Below are 15,693 nucleotides of genomic sequence, written 5' to 3' on the forward strand. Positions count from 1 at the left end.
CTCCCACTAATTCCGCTACAATTTCCTCGTTTTCACGCATCCCCGTCGTCATCAAGGAATCACAATGAGGCAAGATAAGCCCGGCGTGTTACTGGTTAATTTAGGTACGCCAGACGCCCCAACCACACCTGCTGTTAAACGCTATCTGAAACAGTTTTTAAGCGATCCTCGCGTGGTCGATACCCCGCGCTGGCTCTGGTGGCCGATTCTGAATGGTGTCGTGCTGCCGTTTCGCTCGCCGCGCGTGTCGAAGCTCTACGCCTCAGTCTGGATGGAAGGCGGTTCGCCACTGCTGGTATACAGCCAGCGTCAGCGTGATGCGCTGGCGGCGCGCGTGGATATGCCGGTCGAACTTGGCATGAGTTACGGTAATCCCAGCATGAAAAGCGCGGTGGATAAGCTGATGGCGCAGGGCGTGACGCGCCTGATCGTGCTGCCGCTTTATCCGCAGTTCTCCTGCTCAACGGTGGCAGCGGTGTGGGATGGATTAACCGCGGTATTCAAAGATTACCGTTCGTTGCCCGAAGTGCAGTTTATTCGCGACTACGCCGAGCATCCTGCCTATATTGCGGCGCTGAAGGCCTCTGTCGAACGCTCTTTTGAGCGTCACGGTCAGCCCGATCTGCTGGTGATGTCGTTCCACGGTATCCCGCAGCGCTTCGCTAATGAAGGCGATGACTATCCTCAGCGCTGTGCCGACACTACCGCGGCACTGACCAAAGCGCTTGGTCTGCGAGAAGATCAGTTCATGCTGACCTTCCAGTCGCGCTTTGGCCGTGAACCCTGGCTGATGCCCTACACCGACGAAACCATGAAAAGCCTGCCGGCCAAAGGGATCAAACACGTACAGGTGATGAGCCCCGGCTTCTCTTCAGACTGCCTGGAGACGCTGGAGGAGATCAGCGGTGAAAACTGCGAAATCTTCATGCACGCCGGTGGTGAGAAGTTTGAGTACATTCCGGCCCTGAACGCCGACGAAGCCCACATTGAAATGATGGTCCAGCTGGTCAGCGCACGCCGTTAAGCGAAGGCAGAGAGTGTGATATCATTCTCTGCCTGTTTTTCCAGACGGCATTCCCATGAAATTTCCCGGCAAACGCAAATCCAAACACTACTTCCCGGTCAGCGCACGCGATCCCCTGTTACAGCCTGCTCAACACGACGTTGACGCCGGAAGCTGGGTGGTTGGTATCGATCAGACGCTGGTCGATATCGAAGCGAAAGTTGATGAGGCTTTCCTGACCCGTTATGGCCTCAGTGCCGGCCATTCACTGGTGATTGACGATGCGGTGGCGGAAGCGCTCTACAACGAACTGATGCGCGATGCGCTGATTACCCATCAGTTTGCCGGCGGTACCATTGGCAATACCCTGCACAACTTCTCGGTGCTGGCCGATGATCGATCGGTGCTGCTGGGCGTGATGTGCAACAACATCCAGATCGGTGGCTACGCCTATCGCTATCTGTGTAATACCTCCAGCCGGATGGATCTCAACTACCTGCAGGGCGTAGACGGCGCGATTGGCCGCTGCTTTACGCTGATTAGTGAGAACGGTGAGCGAACCTTCGCCATCAGCCCGGGCCAGATGAACCAGCTGCATCCCGATAATGTGCCGGAAGAGGTGATTGCCGGAGCCTCGGCGCTGGTGCTGACCTCTTATCTGGTGCGCTGTGCGGAAGGCGAGCCGATGCCGCAGGCCACCTTACGGGCGATTGAGTACGCCAAACGTCATAATGTGCCGGTGGTGCTGACGCTGGGAACCAAACATGTGATTGGCGATAACCCGCAGTTCTGGCGCGACTTCCTGCGCGAGCACGTTACGATCGTGGCAATGAATGAAGAGGAAGCGCTGGCGCTGACCGGCGAAGCCGATCCGCTGCTGGCCTCCGATATGGCGCTGGAGTGGGTCGACCTGGTGCTCTGTACCGCCGGACCAACCGGGCTGTATATGGCGGGCTATACCGAAGACGAATTCAAACGGAAAACCAACCATCCGCTGTTGCCGGGCGCTATCGCTGAGTTTAACCAGTATGAGTTCAGCCGGGTGATGCGCCAGCAGGATTGCCAGCAACCGCTGCGGATTTTCTCGCACATTGCGCCTTACATGGGCGGACCGGAGAAGATCATGAATACCAACGGTGCCGGGGATGGCGCGCTGGCGGCGTTACTGCATGACATTACCGCCAACAACTACCATCGCCTCAACGTCCCTAACTCCAGCAAACATGCGCGTCCGTATCTGACCTATTCGTCGCTGGCGCAGGTGTGTAAGTATGCCAACCGCGTTAGCTATCAGGTGCTGAATCAGCATTCACCACGCTTAACCCGTGGCTTACCGGAGCGGGAAGACAGCCTGGAAGAGTCCTACTGGGATCGGTAAAGCGGGCAGCTGCCGCGCGGCAGACAGTTGGCAAACTCAAATCAGGTTTAATCTGGCAGCGATGGATTAGCTCAACGCGCAGGGAACGGGGTCAGAGGAGGAAAGCGTCCCGCCGCCTGGATAAAAACGCTACGCGTTGGCCCGGCAACGGGCGCACCTCAGGGATGAGGTGCGTAATCGGGCGGGCCGGGCAGGTCATGGATTGGCTTTAGCGTCTTTCCGATCTGACCCTGTTCCCTGTGCCGTCACGGTCTCACAGCTAGCCGGGCCAGATGAATCAGCGCACGACATCGCAGGGCTGTAAATCTTCGCCCTGCGTCATCTCATCCTGCAGGATTTGCAGCATACTGCTGGCGATCTCACGTTCGCCCATCACCACGCGGGTTGCGCCGCGTTCCATGATGTATTCCACTTCATCGTCATAGTGGGCGCGGGCGATAATCTCGATATTCTGATGCTTCTCGCGCGCGGCGGTGACCACTTCGCCCGCTTCATAGCCATTCGGGATGGTCAGCAACAGCCAGCGGGCGCAATCGAGCCGCGCCAGCTCCATGGTTTCAGCGCGTGCCGCATTGCCCAGCACCGCTTTAATCCCTTGCTCGCGCAGCGCTTCGACGCGTGGACGGGAATTTTCAACCACCACCAGCGGCACGTTGGCCTCAATCAGCTTCTGGCCGATCAGGCTACCGACCCGGCCATAGCCGACAATCACCGCATGATTGCAGAAATTCACCGGAATCTGCTTCTCTTCCTCGATTGCTTCTTCCAGCGTCTGCTCCTCGATGGTTTCGGTTTTCGCCAGAAAACGCTCCAGCAGGGTAAACAGAATCGGGTTGAGCATGATCGACAGGATCGCGGCCGCCAGCACCAGATTGCGTCCTTCATCACTGAGCAGGCCGAGCGAGATGCCGAGTCCGGCGAGAATAAAGGCGAACTCGCCAATCTGCGCCAGACTGACCGAGATAGTTAAGGCGGTGCGGCGGGAGTGGCCCAGCAGCGTCACCAGCAGCCAGGCGGCCATCGATTTCCCCACCACAATAATCACCAGCGCGCCCAGCACCGCCAGCGGCTGCGTCACCAGGATGGCGGGATCAAACAGCATACCGACCGAGACGAAGAACAGCACGGCAAAGGCGTCGCGCAGCGGCAGGGTATCCCGGGCGGCACGATGGCTCAGTTCAGATTCGTTCAGCACCATACCGGCAAAGAAGGCGCCGAGCGCGAATGAGACATCGAAAAATTCAACGGCGCCAAAGGCAATCCCCAGCGCCAGCGCTAACACCGCCAGCGTAAACAGCTCGCGTGAGCCGGTGGCGGCGCTGCGGGCAAGAATCCAGGGCACGGCGCGGCGGCCGACCACCATCATCAGTATCATAAAGGCGGCGACTTTACCGATGGTCCACAGCAGGTCCCACGCCAGCAAACCGGCGCTGGCGTTCCCCTGTTCCATCATGCCGGCAATCGCGGGCAGCAGTACCAGCGTCAGCACCATCACCAGGTCTTCAACAATCAGCCAGCCAATGGCGATCTGGCCGCGCTGGCTATCAATCAGCTGGCGCTCTTCTAATGCCCGCAGTAACACCACGGTACTGGCGGTAGAGAGACAGAGGCCAAACACCAGACCGGTCATCCACGACCATCCCAGCGTCCATGACAGCCCCATTCCCAGTAACGTCGCTACCGCGATCTGCGCGACGGCACCGGGAATGGCGATCGACTTTACCGACATCAGATCTTTCATAGAAAAATGCAGGCCAACGCCGAACATCAGCAGGATCACGCCCAGCTCCGCCAGTTCCGGCGCGAGATTGGTATCCGCGACAAAACCCGGCGTAAAGGGGCCGGCCATCACGCCCGCCAGCAGGTAGCCGACCAGCGGTGAAATACGCAGGCGGTTTGCCAGCATCCCAAGGAGAAAGGCCAGAACCAGCGCCCCGACAATAGTGGTGATCAACGGTGTGGTGTGATGCATGCCTGTCTCCTTGTATATAAATGTATCCGCTTGTAACAAATGAGTTTAATGCAAAACAGGCGCTTTCGCTGAGCAATTTGCGGGAAGAGCAGAAAAAAACGATTAAAAGAGATGAAAACGCAACAGAAAGCCTGTTTTGGCTGATTATCGAGAATATGGGCCGGATTGACGCTTTATCAAGGGCCGGCTAAATAAAAAATCATGCCGTTAAATGCCCTAAGCGTGACGCGAATAACCGGAAAATGCGCCTGGCCGCCTGATAAACCTTATCCTGGCGCGGTTTTGCGCTGGAGTTCACGATTCAGCCTGCCGGGCCCGCTTACGGCGCGCTGAAAACGCGCCCCCGGTTAGGGTTAATCGCGCACCCAGTGTGCGTTGGCCTTGAGTTCATCAGAATAATGTGCGAAACAGTGGGGCAGTCCGGTCAGCGAACCCGTAGAGAGAAACCGGCCAGAGAGAAATAAGGAGATTAACGGTGTTGTTATCACGATGGGCAGGATTGGGCGGTGCGCTGGTACTGGCGTTAATGCCGCTGTTTTCTCAGGCTGCAGAGCCAGACCGCACGTACCGTTTTAGCCTGCTGCACACCAATGATGAACATGGTCACTTCTGGTTTAATCCGCAGGGTGAATATGGTCTGGCAGCACAGAAAACGCTGATGGATAGCCTGCGCTACGAGGTGCAGGCCAAAGGCGGTGGCGCGTTAATTCTCTCGGCGGGTGACGTAAATACCGGCGTGCCGGAGTCGGATGAACTGGATGCCGAACCCGATTTCCGTGGCATGAACCTGATTGGCTACGATGCGATGGCGCTCGGCAATCATGAATTTGATAAGCCGATTGCGGTGCTGCGCAAGCAGGAGAAGTGGGCGCGATTCCCGTTGCTGGCCGCCAACGTCTACCAGAAAAGCAGCGGCGAGCGGATGTTCAAACCCTGGGCGGTGTTCAATCGTCTCGGCCTGAAAATTGCGGTGCTGGGGCTGATCACGCCTGATACGGCACGGCTGGCCAATCCGGCCGGCTTAACCGATATCGAATTTCGTGATCCCGTCGCCGAGACGGTCAAAGCGGTGGCTGAGTTACGCGCCACCGAGAAGCCGGACGTGATTATCGCACTGACGCATCTGGGCCACTACGACGACGGCAAACACGGCAGCAACGGTATCGGTGATGTTACCCTGGCGCGCAGCCTGCCGGCCGGGACCCTTGACCTGATTGTCGGCGGTCACTCGCATGATGCGGTCTGCATGGAAAAAGAGAACGTCAGCGTAAAAAATTATCAGCCGGGTCAGCCCTGCCAGCCCGATAAACAGAACGGCATCTGGATTATGCAGGCAGAGAAATGGGGCAAATATGTCGGGCGCGGCGATTTCACCTTCCGTAATGGTCAGGTGACGCTGGAGTCCTACCAGCTGGTGCCGGTTAATCTCAAACATCTGGTGAAAAACGCAGACGGCAGCGAAACCTGGCTCACCTGGCAGCAGGAGATCCCGAAAAACAGCGCCATGATGAAGCTGCTGATGCCGTTTCAGAAACGGGCTGAGGCGAAGCTGACCGTCAACGTTGGCAGCATAGTGGGAGATTTTAATGGCGAAAAAGAGCAGGTGCGCTTTGAGCAGACCAATCTCGGCCAGCTGATTTTACGCGCGCAGATGGCGCACACTAAAGCGGACTTTGCGGTGATGAGCGGCGGCGGTATCCGAACTTCTCTGAAATCGGGCAAACTGAGCTGGCGCGATCTGCTGCAGGTCCAGCCGTTTGGCAATCAGGTAGTGTCGGTGAGCCTGACCGGTGCGGAGATCAAAAAATATCTGGCGGTGGTCGCCAATATCCAGTCTGACTCAGGCGGCTACGCCCAGTTTGCGGGCATCAGCCTGACGGCTGACGGCAAAGAGGCCAGCAATATCCGTATCAACGGCAAGCCGCTGCAGGATACACAGCACTATCGCATGGCCACCAACAGCTTTAATGCGGCGGGCGGCGACGGCTATCCACGACTGGATAACCATGCCGGTTACGTTAACAGCGGCGCGCTGGATGCGCAGGTGCTGCGCGACTTTATCAAGGCACACTCACCGGTCAAAGCCAGCGACTATCAGCCACAAGGCCAGGTTGTGCATCTTACCGATGAGCAGATCAGGCAACGTGATGAGGCGGCGGAGAAAGCGCGTAAACGCAACTACCCCAAAATGATTCTGGCGTGGATCTGGCCGTGGGGGAATGAAACAGCCCGCGCCCACTGAACGTTTCGGGAGGCATAGCGCCTCCCGATTTCTTTATGCCTGACAGGATTTACGGCTGATCCAGCGCTCGCGCAGTTTATCCCAGATCCAGTTATAGCCCATGGTGTAAGGCAGGAAGAACAGGAAGAAGCCCACTTCCACCAGGAAAGCCTGCCACAGTGAAATATCCAGCATCCAGGCGGCAATCGGCAGGCCGATCAGAATAAATCCTCCTTCGAATCCCAGCGCGTGCAGCACGCGCACGCCAGCGCTGCGCTTCTGTCCCGGCGGATGCAGTCGATCAAATCCGCTGTTGTAGATCATGTTCCACAGCATGGCGACGGTGGACAACATAATGGCCAGCGATCCCATCTGAAACAGCGGCTTATTCATTACCCAGGCGGCCAGCGGCGACACGGTCAGGATCGCCAGCGTTTCAAAACAGACGGCATGTAAAATACGTTCTTTGATTGAGCGGGTACGCATTGCTTCATTCTCCTTCGTTTATGCCACGCATTCTCTCACCACCGGATGCTAGAATAAAATGAATACCTATCGGAAAAAGCGATGGATAAGATGCGTTACTCCCCGGAATCCCTTGAGGCGTTTGTTCAGACCGTCACCAGCGGCTCGTTTTCAGCCGCCGCCCGCGCGCTGGGAAAAAGCCAGTCCACCATCAGTGCGGCGGTAGCGAATTTAGAAGACGATCTCGGCTTTGTGCTGTTTGATCGTGGCGGACGCCAGCCAATATTAACCGAGCAGGGACGACGCGCCCTGCCGCAGGTGCAGCAGATCCTGGCAGCCAGTGAACGGCTCGATGCGCTGGCGATACGTTTATCGCAGGGCGTCGAGCCCCGATTAAGTTTTGCCGTTTCCGACTTCTGGCAAACGGATCATCACGAACATCTGCTCAAGCAGTTTGACGCGCGCTACCCGGAGATTGAGCTGGAGTGCATGATTGCAGAGGATGGCGATGTGCTGGATCTGCTGCAGGCCGGACGCGTTCACCTTGGCGTGGTCCGGGCGCAGCCCGCGCTGCCGGCGGATATCGCCGTGGCACGGTTGCAGGTGGAAGCGGAAATGGCCGTCTATCTGCATCGCGATCATCCACTGGCGACGCTCAACGCCGTCAGTGAAAGTCAGCTTGAAGAGGTACGACATCTGCGGCTGAACACCTGGGTCGAGCAGCGGGAACCGATCTCACTGGGGCGGGTCTGGTCAGCGCCCACCTATTTGCTCCTGCTGGAGATGGCGGAGCAGGGCTTTGGCTGGAGCATCCTGCCGCGCTGGCTGGTAAAGCAGTTTGGCCACGGCGTGTTGCAGGAGTTGCCACTGCCGGGCTGGCCGCAGCATATCGCGGTTGAGGTGATCTGGTCGCGCCGAAACCCGCCGGGCCCGGCGGGACGCTGGATGATCGATCAGCTGTGCGCTCAGCCGCGGGTTTAATCGTGGCGGGCAATGTCCGCCAGCGGCGCAGCCAGCAGGCGGGCCAGGTCCTGGGGTGCCAGTTCTATATCGAGCCCGCGCTTGCCGCCGGAAACAAAAATGGTGGCAAAGTCAGCAGCAGAAATATCGATCACCGTGGGTAGCCGTTTCTTCTGGCCCAGCGGGCTGATGCCGCCCACCAGGTAGCCGGTCACCCGCTGCGCCTGCAGCGGATCGGCCATATCCACCTTTTTCGCGCCCAGTGCTTTCGCGACTTTTTTCAGATCGAGCTGGGTCGACACCGGCGTAACCGCCACCGCCAGCTGTTTCGCTTCACCATTCAGCGCCACCAGCAGCGTTTTGTACACCTGACGTGCGTCCAGATTCAGTTTCCGCACCGCCTCATCGCCAAAGTGGGTTTCGTGACTGTCATGTTCGTAGGGGTGCAGAGTGAAGCTGACTTTTTGTTTTTCCAGCAATTTTACCGCAGGTGTCATACCGGTCCCTTCCTGAGAAAAATCTTATTACCACTGATGAATGAATAAAGGTGGCGAAAATTTGTGCTTTGGGCGAGAATTGGCCGCGCGCCAGCAATCTGATTGCTGAGCGATAACCAAAATCATAAACAAATTCCTCTTTGACGGGCCGGTAACATTACCGGCTCTCTTTTTTTCAGGGCTTCTTCAGCATCCCGGGCAGGTTATCCTCACCGTAAAGATGCAGCGCACCAACTGCCACCACATATTCCCCCGCCGCTAAGGCCTGCAGTTTATCCCGCCACTGCGCATTACGCTGACCGATCAACGTATCATTCAGCGCCTGACTGAAGGTCGCGGGCAGCGCAATCTGCGGCTGACGCGGCGGCGTATCCAGCCACCAGCTCACCATCATCTGCAGCAGCCGGGCGTTGGTATGCCAGTGGGTCAGCGTATCCTGCAGCAGCGCCATACCATCATCCGGCAGGGTATTCAGCAGGGCGATCTGCGCCTCAGCGCCCTCCAGCTCTATCACCGGCTTGTTCCACTGCTTTGCTGCCTGCAACAGCTGATAGTCAATGCCGTAGTCGGGGCGTAATCCCAGCCGCTGCGCCTGCTGCGCCTGTAGCATCAGTGCAATTTGCCAGGCGGGCAGGGTGTCAAACGAACCGATCGACAGGTTCATCTCATCACACAGGCCGGTGAGCGTCTGCAGAGCCGCGTCATCCAGCCGGGTAGCCAGCGGTGGACGTTCTGCGCTGCGATCGAACGGTGAGCCACCCTGAGTAATATCCGCTTCGACGATCAGTGCATCCGCTTTCTGCAACTGACGCAGCAGCCGCGCAGGCAGCGGCTGCATATCCCGCGTGCCCATATGAATGCTGCCCACCAGGTGCAGATGACAATCGCCGAGCCGGACATCCATGGACGGCCAGCGATAACTGGCGGGAAAGAGTTGGCTGATAAAGCCGCGCAGTGAGCGCCAAACGTTGCCTGTCATTCCCGATCCTTCGCTATGTTAAACCCCCATGCTAGCGGCTTCAGGCTTTGAAAAACAGCACCGAAACGGCTAATCCTGGCGCGGGGGCTGATAGCGCAGCAGGCGATTAGCATTCGCCACCACGGTAATTGAGGAGAGCGCCATCGCAGCACCTGCCACAATCGGGCTGAGTAACGTACCGGTCAGCGGATAGAGCACGCCAGCCGCCACCGGAATACCGATGCTGTTATAAATAAATGCGCCGAACAGGTTCTGCCGGATATTCCGCAGCGTCGCTGAGGAGATCGCTAACGCATCGGCCACGCTGTTGAGATCGGCGCGCATCAGGGTAATGCCCGCGGTTTCAACCGCCACATCGCTGCCGCCGCCCATCGCAATACCCACTTCAGCCTGGGCCAGTGCCGGCGCATCGTTAATGCCGTCACCGACCATCGCAACGCGTCGTCCCTGCTGCTGCAACTGCGCAATCGCCGCGGCTTTGCCTTCCGGCAGTACGCCCGCGATCACCTCATCAATCCCCACCTCAGCCGCAATGGCCTGCGCGGTTTTCTGATGGTCGCCGGTGAGCATAATCAGGCGATAACCCGACTGATGCAGCCGCTTCAGCGCCGTTGCGCTCTCCGGCCGCAGGGCATCGCGCAGGGCGATCAGGCCGATCAACTGGCCCTGCTCAGCCAGCAACACCGGCGTCGCGCCCTGTTGCGTCAGGCGTTCGATATCGGCTGCGGCGGGCTGGCAATCCACTCCGTTTTCCTGCAGCAGGGCGGCATTGCCCAGCAGCAGTGCTCTGCCATCGAGTATGCCGCTGACGCCCTTGCCGCGTATTGTACGAAATTGTGCCAGTGCAGGCGGACTCTGCAGGTCAGCTTCGGCAACAATGGCTTTTGCCAGCGGATGACCGGAGGAGAACTCCAGCGCGGCGGCACTCTGTAATACCGACTTACGGCTGGCTGTACCCCAGACCCGCACCTCGCTGACCTGCGGCGTACCCGCAGTCAGGGTACCGGTTTTATCAAACACCAGCGTGTCGATCTGGCTGGCGCGCTGTAACGCATCGGCATCGCGCACCAGCACGCCCAGCTCGGCGGCACGACCTACGCCCGCGATAATCGACATCGGCGTTGCCAGCCCTAACGCACAGGGACAGGCAATGATCAGCACGGTAGTGGCAATCACCAGCATATAGGCGATCTGCGGCTGCGGTCCGAACAGGTACCAGATGCCGCCGCTGATCAGCGCAATCGCCACCACCACCGGGACGAAAACCGCGGAGATGCGATCGGCTAACCGGCCGACATCGGGCTTGCTGCTTTGCGCCTGACGCACCAGCCGGATAATGCGCGACAGCGTGGTGTGGCTGCCGGTTGCGCGGGCTTCAAACTGCACTGAGCCATCCTGAACCAGGGTACCGGCAAACACCGCGTCGCCCTGGCTTTTGCTTTGTGGCACCGCTTCGCCGGTCAGCATCGCCTCATCGAACCAGGCAACGCCTGCGGTGATCTCACCATCGACCGGCACCCGATCGCCGGTTACCAGACGCAACGTCATGCCGGCCTGCACCGCATCGATCGGGATCAGCGTATCGCCCTGAGGATCGACCCGTCGCGCCTGCGCCGGGGTCAGATCGAGCAGACGTTCCAGCGCTTTTGACGATCGCTGACGCGCCCGCTGCTCCAGCGCATGACCGAGATTGATCAACCCAAGGATCATGACGCTGGCTTCGAAATAGAGGTGCCGCGCCTGCGCCGGGAAAAAGTCGGGCCACAGCACCACGCTGAACGAGTAGATCCAGGCCGCGGCAGTACCCAGTGCCACCAGCGTGTCCATGGTAGCGCTGCCGTTGCGCGCGCTGCGCCAGGCGCTGCGATAGAAATGAGTGCCGGTGATCACCATCACCAGCAGCGTGATAACGCCCAGCGTCAGCCAGCGGCCGTGGTTGCTGGCGGTGAGCATCATGTTGTCGCCCATCATTCCCCAGATCATCAGCGGCACACCAAAAACCAGTGCCACTGCCGCCTGCCAGCTGAAACGGCGCATCGCGCGACGTGAACTCTGCTGCTGTTTCTCACGCCGCTCCTGCTCATCGTCGACCACCTGCGCGCCGTAACCCGCGGCATCCACCGCGGCGACCAGCTGTTGCGGTTCGACCTCGCCCAGCACCAGCGCGCTGCGTTCGCCCAGGTTAACCCGGGCCTGACTGACGCCGGGCACCTGCTGCAGTGCCTTTTCAACCCGGCTGACGCAGCTGGCGCAGGTCATGCCGTCAATCAGCAGCATGTGAGCGGGAACGTTTTTTTCTGCCGGACGGGAGAGCGTATCCGTTGTCAGCGCCTCCGGCGGCGGCTCCGATGCTGTCAACGGCTCAGGCTTTGGGGAAGCGTCAGCCGCTTTCAGCGTGGCGTGATAGCCCGCCTGTTCGACGGTGGCGATCAGGGCTGCCGCATCGGCCGCGCCGGAAACCCGCGCTTCCTGCTGGGTAACCTCTGCCTGCTCAACATCGTCCCGCTGTTCCAGCGCCTCTTTCACCCGTTTAACGCAATGGCCGCAGGACAGACCGTCCAGGGCCAGAGAAATGGTCTGTGACATGATGAACTCCTTGTGTGATCAGATTTGACCGGTTGGTCAGTTTCGATTCATGATTAAGCATAAACCTTCCATCAAGGGGAAGGTCAAGGGGGACAAAATGAACATCAGCGATGTGGCGAAAAAGACCGGGCTGACCAGCAAGGCGATTCGTTTTTATGAAGAGAAGGGGGTCGTCACGCCCCCGTTGCGCAGTGAAAATGGCTATCGCAGCTACAGCATGCGCCATCTGGATGAACTCAATCTGTTGCGCCAGGCGCGTCAGGTTGGCTTTACGCTGGATGAGTGCCGTGAACTGGTGGCGCTGTTCAATAATCCGTCGCGCCACAGCGCCGACGTCAAGGCGCGTACCTTACAGAAAGCCGATGAGATTGCGGCACATATTGAAGAGCTGCACGCGATGCGCGCACGCTTACTGGCGCTGGCCGAGGCCTGTCCGGGCGACGACAGCGCCGAATGCCCAATCATCAATAATCTGGCCGGATGCTGTTCTCAGCCGGGCGGTAAGCGCGGCTGAATGCGCAGAGTAATGCCTTCAACCGCCACCACTTCGACCGGCGTGCCCGCTGGCAGATTCTGCTCTGCCTCTACCCGCCAGCTGCTGTCACCGATTCGCACATGGCCGGTGCGGTTCTGCAGCGCGCTCTCCAGCGTTAACTGCAGGCCAATCATCTGGCTGCCGCGCTGATTAAGGGCATTCGGCGTCTGATGCGCTTCCCGATGGCGCATCCAGCGATACCATAAAAAGACGCAGACCAGCGTCAGAACGGCAAACATTGAGCCCTGAGCGGTCCAGCTAAACGGCATTACCCATTCGATAATGCCGACCATTACCGCGGCCAGGCCGCTCCACAGCAGATAACCGCTGGTGCCCAGCATCTCTGCTGCCAGTAGCAGTCCGCCCAGCGTCAGCCAGAACCAGTGCGGATGGGCAATGATATCGACCAGCATCAGCGTTTCGACTCGGTACGGGATGCTTTCAGCAGTTCACCGATGCCGGCAATCGAACCGAGCAGGCTGCTTGCCTCCAGCGGCATCATCACCACTTTACTGTTATCGGCTTCGCCAATTTTTTGCAGCGCGTCGGTATATTTCTGTGCCACGAAGTAGTTGATCGCCTGGATATCGCCCGCGGCAATCGCCTCAGAGACCATTTTGGTGGCGTTGGCTTCCGCTTCCGCCTGCCGTTCCCGCGCCTCTGCCTGCAGGAACGCCGAGGTCCGTTCCCCTTCGGCTTTCAGGATCTGCGACTGTTTATCCCCTTCGGCGCGCAGGATAGCCGCCTGGCGAACCCCTTCCGCCGTGAGAATATCGGCGCGTTTGGTCCGCTCCGCTTTCATCTGCGCATTCATCGCACCGATCAGCTCCTGCGGCGGACGAACATCGCGGATCTCGATGCGGGTAATCTTGACGCCCCACGGATTGGTCGCTTCATCGACGATATGCAGCAGGCGGGTGTTGATGCTGTCGCGTTGCGACAACATTTCGTCCAGCTCCATGCTGCCAAGCACGGTGCGCATATTGGTCATGGTAAGGTTCAGAATAGCCTGCTCAAGATTGCTGACTTCATATGCGGCACGCGCCGGGTCAACGACCTGAATAAAGCAGACCGCATCAATGGTGACGTTGGCGTTATCTTTAGAGATGATCTCTTGCGAGGGGATATCCAGTACCTGTTCCATCATGTTGATTTTACGACCGACACGATCCATGAACGGCACCACCAGGCTTAACCCGGGTTGCAGCGTGCGGGTATAACGGCCAAAACGCTCAACCGTCCATTGAAAACCCTGTGGCACAATCTTGACGGTCGCCCAGACAGCCACCAGCGCCAGCACGATCAGAGCAGGAATTACAGTTATCATACAACCTCCGCGTTGTCAGATTAACGGGCCGAGTCGCTTCGGCCCGTGGTCCCGCCGTTAGTAGAGCAGGGAATAGAGCTGGCGACGGTAACGGGCAGCGAGTGCGTCGCCGGTTCCCAGCGCCGCCAGAATCTCCTGCAGCATTTTACGCGCCTGGCCGTCAGCAGCGTTAAGATCAGATTTCAGGAAGCTGAAAAGCAGTTCCAGCGCTTCTTCATTACGACCCACCTGATGCAGCTGTAACGAGAGTTTAGCAGCCAGTCCGGCGTTAGATGGGTCGGCTTCCAGCTGAGATTGCAGCTGCTGAATCTCCGGCGTATCTGCGGCCTGTTTCAGCAGATCGATCTGCGCCATCAGGCTTTGATAACGGGTATCCTGATCCTGTAACGGTACGGCTTTCAGCACCGTTTCCGCTTCATCGCTGCGGCTCAGGGTGATCAGCACCTCTGCCAGCAGAAAGCCAATTTCGCTCGACTGGTTGCTTAGCTGCCAGGCCTCTTTTAACAGCGGCAGCGCCTCCAGCGGTTTGCCTTCTTCCATCAGCGCCATCGCCTGCTGAGCTTTCAGCTCCTCTTCACGCGGCAACACTTTTTCCAGCAGGGCGCGAATCGCTTCTTCGGGTTGTGGTCCCTGGAAGCCATCGACCGGCTGACCGTTCTGGAACAGATAGACGGTTGGAATCGAGCGCAGACCAAACTGCGACGCCACCATTTGCTCTTTATCGCAATCCAGTCGGGCGAGAATAAACTGGCCGGCATACTCCTGCGCCAGCCGCTCCAGCACCGGCGTCAGCTCCTGGCAATGCTGGCTGCGCTCAGACCAGAAGTAAAACAGCACCGGCAGCTGCATCGACTGCTCAAGCGTCTGATGCAGGTTAGATTCGTTGATGTCGATTATCGAAGCATGTGGTGACATGGAGAAGTCTCTTTGCAAAAAGTGTTTAAAGAATATGGGGCCGACTGGCCGCGCTTCAAGTTCTAATCAGGCCGGGCGCTTAATGACTGCGCAAAATGCGATCCAGCATCCAGCCTGGCAACAGGCGTTTCAACAGGCTCATGGCATGTGCGACCAGCGTCACCGGATAGCGTAAACGTGGATGTTTACTCTCGAGTGCATGACGAAGTTTAGGCAGAATGGCCTCCGGTGGCAGCGTAAAGCGCGCGGCAATGCCCGGATTGCGCACCGGCTTATCCTGCTCGCCCTGGGTCACATTATCGGTGAAACGGGTGTGAATCGGGCCCGGTTCAATCAGGCTGACGCGGATCTGACTGCTCCGCAGCTCCAGCCGCAGCGCATCGCTCCAGGCTTCCAGCGCATACTTACTGGCGGCGTACGCGCCCCGGCCCGGCGTCGAGATCAGCCCGAGCACCGAACTGGTATTAATAATCCGGCCATCGCCGCTGGCCGCCAGCGCGGGGATCAGCCGCAGCGTCAGCTGATGAACGCCGAAAAAGTTACTGGAAAACTGCTGCTCCAGCTGCTGACGAGAAAGGGTGCGTAACGGTCCATAAAGACCAAAACCGGCATTATTAAACAGGCCGGCGAGACAGTTATTGCTGAGCGCGATGACCTTATCGGCAGCGTGATCGACGCTGTCTGGAGCGTCGAGATCCAGCTGCAGTCCGATAAAACCCAGCGTCTCCATGCGCGCCACATCATCCGCCTTGCGGCAGGCGGCGATCACCCGGTAGCCGCGCGCCTGTAAATCGTGCGCCGCCACCAGACCAATACCGCTGGAACAACCTGTTATCAGGATGGTTTTTTGCATTT

At 58.6% G+C, this 15,693-nt stretch carries 15 protein-coding genes; 6 read left to right on the forward strand and 9 right to left on the reverse strand.

Annotation, left to right across the window (positions count from 1 at the left end):
- Nucleotides 1–64: 64 nt before the first annotated feature.
- Both hemH and WFK59_RS00975 read left to right on the forward strand, forming a co-directional pair.
- Nucleotides 65–1,024 carry a ferrochelatase gene (hemH, locus tag WFK59_RS00970; RefSeq protein WP_094121395.1) on the forward strand — a complete coding sequence of 320 codons (960 nt, stop codon included), beginning with the start codon at nt 65–67 and terminating at the stop codon, nt 1,022–1,024.
- A gap of 55 nt (nt 1,025–1,079) precedes the next feature.
- On the forward strand, nt 1,080–2,381 hold the full coding sequence (locus tag WFK59_RS00975; protein ID WP_336754809.1) for an inosine/guanosine kinase: 1,302 nt from the start codon (nt 1,080–1,082) through the stop codon (nt 2,379–2,381).
- Nucleotides 2,382–2,658: 277 nt separating this feature from the next.
- Here WFK59_RS00975 and ybaL read toward each other — a convergent pair whose 3' ends face one another.
- Nucleotides 2,659–4,353: a YbaL family putative K(+) efflux transporter gene (ybaL, locus tag WFK59_RS00980; RefSeq protein WP_233985083.1), complete on the reverse strand. Its 1,695-nt coding sequence runs from the start codon at nt 4,351–4,353 to the stop codon at nt 2,659–2,661.
- Nucleotides 4,354–4,373: 20 nt separating this feature from the next.
- On the opposite strand from ybaL, the gene WFK59_RS00985 reads away from it, so the two are divergent.
- A complete protein-coding gene (locus WFK59_RS00985) occupies nt 4,374–4,544 on the forward strand; it encodes a hypothetical protein (protein ID WP_233985082.1) in 171 nt (56 codons plus the stop codon).
- Nucleotides 4,545–4,828: 284 nt separating this feature from the next.
- Nucleotides 4,829–6,595, forward strand: coding sequence for a bifunctional UDP-sugar hydrolase/5'-nucleotidase UshA (gene ushA / locus WFK59_RS00990; protein WP_336754810.1), 1,767 nt, complete (start codon nt 4,829–4,831; stop codon nt 6,593–6,595).
- A gap of 33 nt (nt 6,596–6,628) precedes the next feature.
- On the opposite strand, the gene WFK59_RS00995 is transcribed toward ushA, so the two are convergent.
- Nucleotides 6,629–7,060 (reverse strand): multidrug/biocide efflux PACE transporter, encoded by a 432-nt coding sequence (locus WFK59_RS00995; RefSeq protein ID WP_336754812.1) that lies wholly within the window; start codon nt 7,058–7,060, stop codon nt 6,629–6,631.
- Between the two features lie 90 nt (nt 7,061–7,150).
- On the opposite strand from WFK59_RS00995, the gene WFK59_RS01000 reads away from it, so the two are divergent.
- Nucleotides 7,151–8,020 carry a LysR family transcriptional regulator gene (locus WFK59_RS01000; RefSeq protein WP_233988213.1) on the forward strand — a complete coding sequence of 290 codons (870 nt, stop codon included), beginning with the start codon at nt 7,151–7,153 and terminating at the stop codon, nt 8,018–8,020.
- Here WFK59_RS01000 and ybaK read toward each other — a convergent pair.
- The 3 genes from ybaK to copA form a co-directional block, all read right to left on the reverse strand.
- Nucleotides 8,017–8,496, reverse strand: coding sequence for a Cys-tRNA(Pro)/Cys-tRNA(Cys) deacylase YbaK (ybaK, locus tag WFK59_RS01005; RefSeq protein ID WP_233985079.1), 480 nt, complete (start codon nt 8,494–8,496; stop codon nt 8,017–8,019). The two genes, WFK59_RS01000 and ybaK, sit on opposite strands and share 4 nt — an antisense overlap.
- Before the next feature lie 175 nt (nt 8,497–8,671).
- Nucleotides 8,672–9,475 carry a TraB/GumN family protein gene (locus WFK59_RS01010; protein ID WP_336754814.1) on the reverse strand — a complete coding sequence of 268 codons (804 nt, stop codon included), beginning with the start codon at nt 9,473–9,475 and terminating at the stop codon, nt 8,672–8,674.
- 69 nt (nt 9,476–9,544) lie between these two features.
- Nucleotides 9,545–12,061 carry a copper-exporting P-type ATPase CopA gene (gene copA, locus WFK59_RS01015; protein WP_336754815.1) on the reverse strand — a complete coding sequence of 839 codons (2,517 nt, stop codon included), beginning with the start codon at nt 12,059–12,061 and terminating at the stop codon, nt 9,545–9,547.
- A gap of 97 nt (nt 12,062–12,158) precedes the next feature.
- Here copA and cueR point away from each other — a divergent pair, with 97 nt between their 5' ends.
- The gene (cueR, locus tag WFK59_RS01020) at nt 12,159–12,575 is read left to right on the forward strand and encodes a Cu(I)-responsive transcriptional regulator (RefSeq protein ID WP_233985076.1); all 417 of its coding nucleotides are present in this window, start codon (nt 12,159–12,161) and stop codon (nt 12,573–12,575) included.
- Here cueR and WFK59_RS01025 read toward each other — a convergent pair.
- The 4 genes from WFK59_RS01025 to WFK59_RS01040 form a co-directional block, all read right to left on the reverse strand.
- Nucleotides 12,551–13,009, reverse strand: a complete 459-nt coding sequence (locus WFK59_RS01025; RefSeq protein WP_336754816.1) for an NfeD family protein — start codon at nt 13,007–13,009, stop codon at nt 12,551–12,553. The genes cueR and WFK59_RS01025 overlap by 25 nt on opposite strands.
- Entirely contained in the window at nt 13,009–13,923 is a 915-nt protein-coding gene (locus tag WFK59_RS01030) for an SPFH domain-containing protein (protein WP_233985074.1), read from the reverse strand. Before WFK59_RS01030 ends, WFK59_RS01025 begins: the two co-directional genes overlap by 1 nt.
- A gap of 57 nt (nt 13,924–13,980) precedes the next feature.
- Nucleotides 13,981–14,838 (reverse strand): co-chaperone YbbN, encoded by an 858-nt coding sequence (locus WFK59_RS01035; protein ID WP_336754817.1) that lies wholly within the window; start codon nt 14,836–14,838, stop codon nt 13,981–13,983.
- Between the two features lie 79 nt (nt 14,839–14,917).
- Entirely contained in the window at nt 14,918–15,691 is a 774-nt protein-coding gene (locus WFK59_RS01040; protein WP_336754818.1) for an SDR family oxidoreductase, read from the reverse strand.
- Between the last annotated feature and the right edge of the window lie 2 nt (nt 15,692–15,693).

The organism is Pantoea sp. USHLN298 (assembly GCF_037149395.1).
Lineage (GTDB): Bacteria > Pseudomonadota > Gammaproteobacteria > Enterobacterales > Enterobacteriaceae > Pantoea > Pantoea astica.

Excerpts from the sequence above, each read along its gene's own strand:
- hemH (WP_094121395.1), top strand. The coding sequence starts at position 65 with ATGAGGCAAGATAAGCCCGGCGTGTTACTGGTTAATTTAGGTACGCCA.
- WFK59_RS00975 (WP_336754809.1), top strand. The coding sequence starts at position 1,080 with ATGAAATTTCCCGGCAAACGCAAATCCAAACACTACTTCCCGGTCAGC.
- ybaL (WP_233985083.1), bottom strand. The coding sequence starts at position 4,353 with ATGCATCACACCACACCGTTGATCACCACTATTGTCGGGGCGCTGGTT.
- WFK59_RS00985 (WP_233985082.1), top strand. The coding sequence starts at position 4,374 with ATGTATCCGCTTGTAACAAATGAGTTTAATGCAAAACAGGCGCTTTCG.
- WFK59_RS00995 (WP_336754812.1), bottom strand. The coding sequence starts at position 7,060 with ATGCGTACCCGCTCAATCAAAGAACGTATTTTACATGCCGTCTGTTTT.
- WFK59_RS01000 (WP_233988213.1), top strand. The coding sequence starts at position 7,151 with ATGCGTTACTCCCCGGAATCCCTTGAGGCGTTTGTTCAGACCGTCACC.
- ybaK (WP_233985079.1), bottom strand. The coding sequence starts at position 8,496 with ATGACACCTGCGGTAAAATTGCTGGAAAAACAAAAAGTCAGCTTCACT.
- WFK59_RS01010 (WP_336754814.1), bottom strand. The coding sequence starts at position 9,475 with ATGACAGGCAACGTTTGGCGCTCACTGCGCGGCTTTATCAGCCAACTC.
- copA (WP_336754815.1), bottom strand. The coding sequence starts at position 12,061 with ATGTCACAGACCATTTCTCTGGCCCTGGACGGTCTGTCCTGCGGCCAT.
- cueR (WP_233985076.1), top strand. The coding sequence starts at position 12,159 with ATGAACATCAGCGATGTGGCGAAAAAGACCGGGCTGACCAGCAAGGCG.
- WFK59_RS01025 (WP_336754816.1), bottom strand. The coding sequence starts at position 13,009 with ATGCTGGTCGATATCATTGCCCATCCGCACTGGTTCTGGCTGACGCTG.
- WFK59_RS01030 (WP_233985074.1), bottom strand. The coding sequence starts at position 13,923 with ATGATAACTGTAATTCCTGCTCTGATCGTGCTGGCGCTGGTGGCTGTC.
- WFK59_RS01035 (WP_336754817.1), bottom strand. The coding sequence starts at position 14,838 with ATGTCACCACATGCTTCGATAATCGACATCAACGAATCTAACCTGCAT.
- WFK59_RS01040 (WP_336754818.1), bottom strand. The coding sequence starts at position 15,691 with ATGCAAAAAACCATCCTGATAACAGGTTGTTCCAGCGGTATTGGTCTG.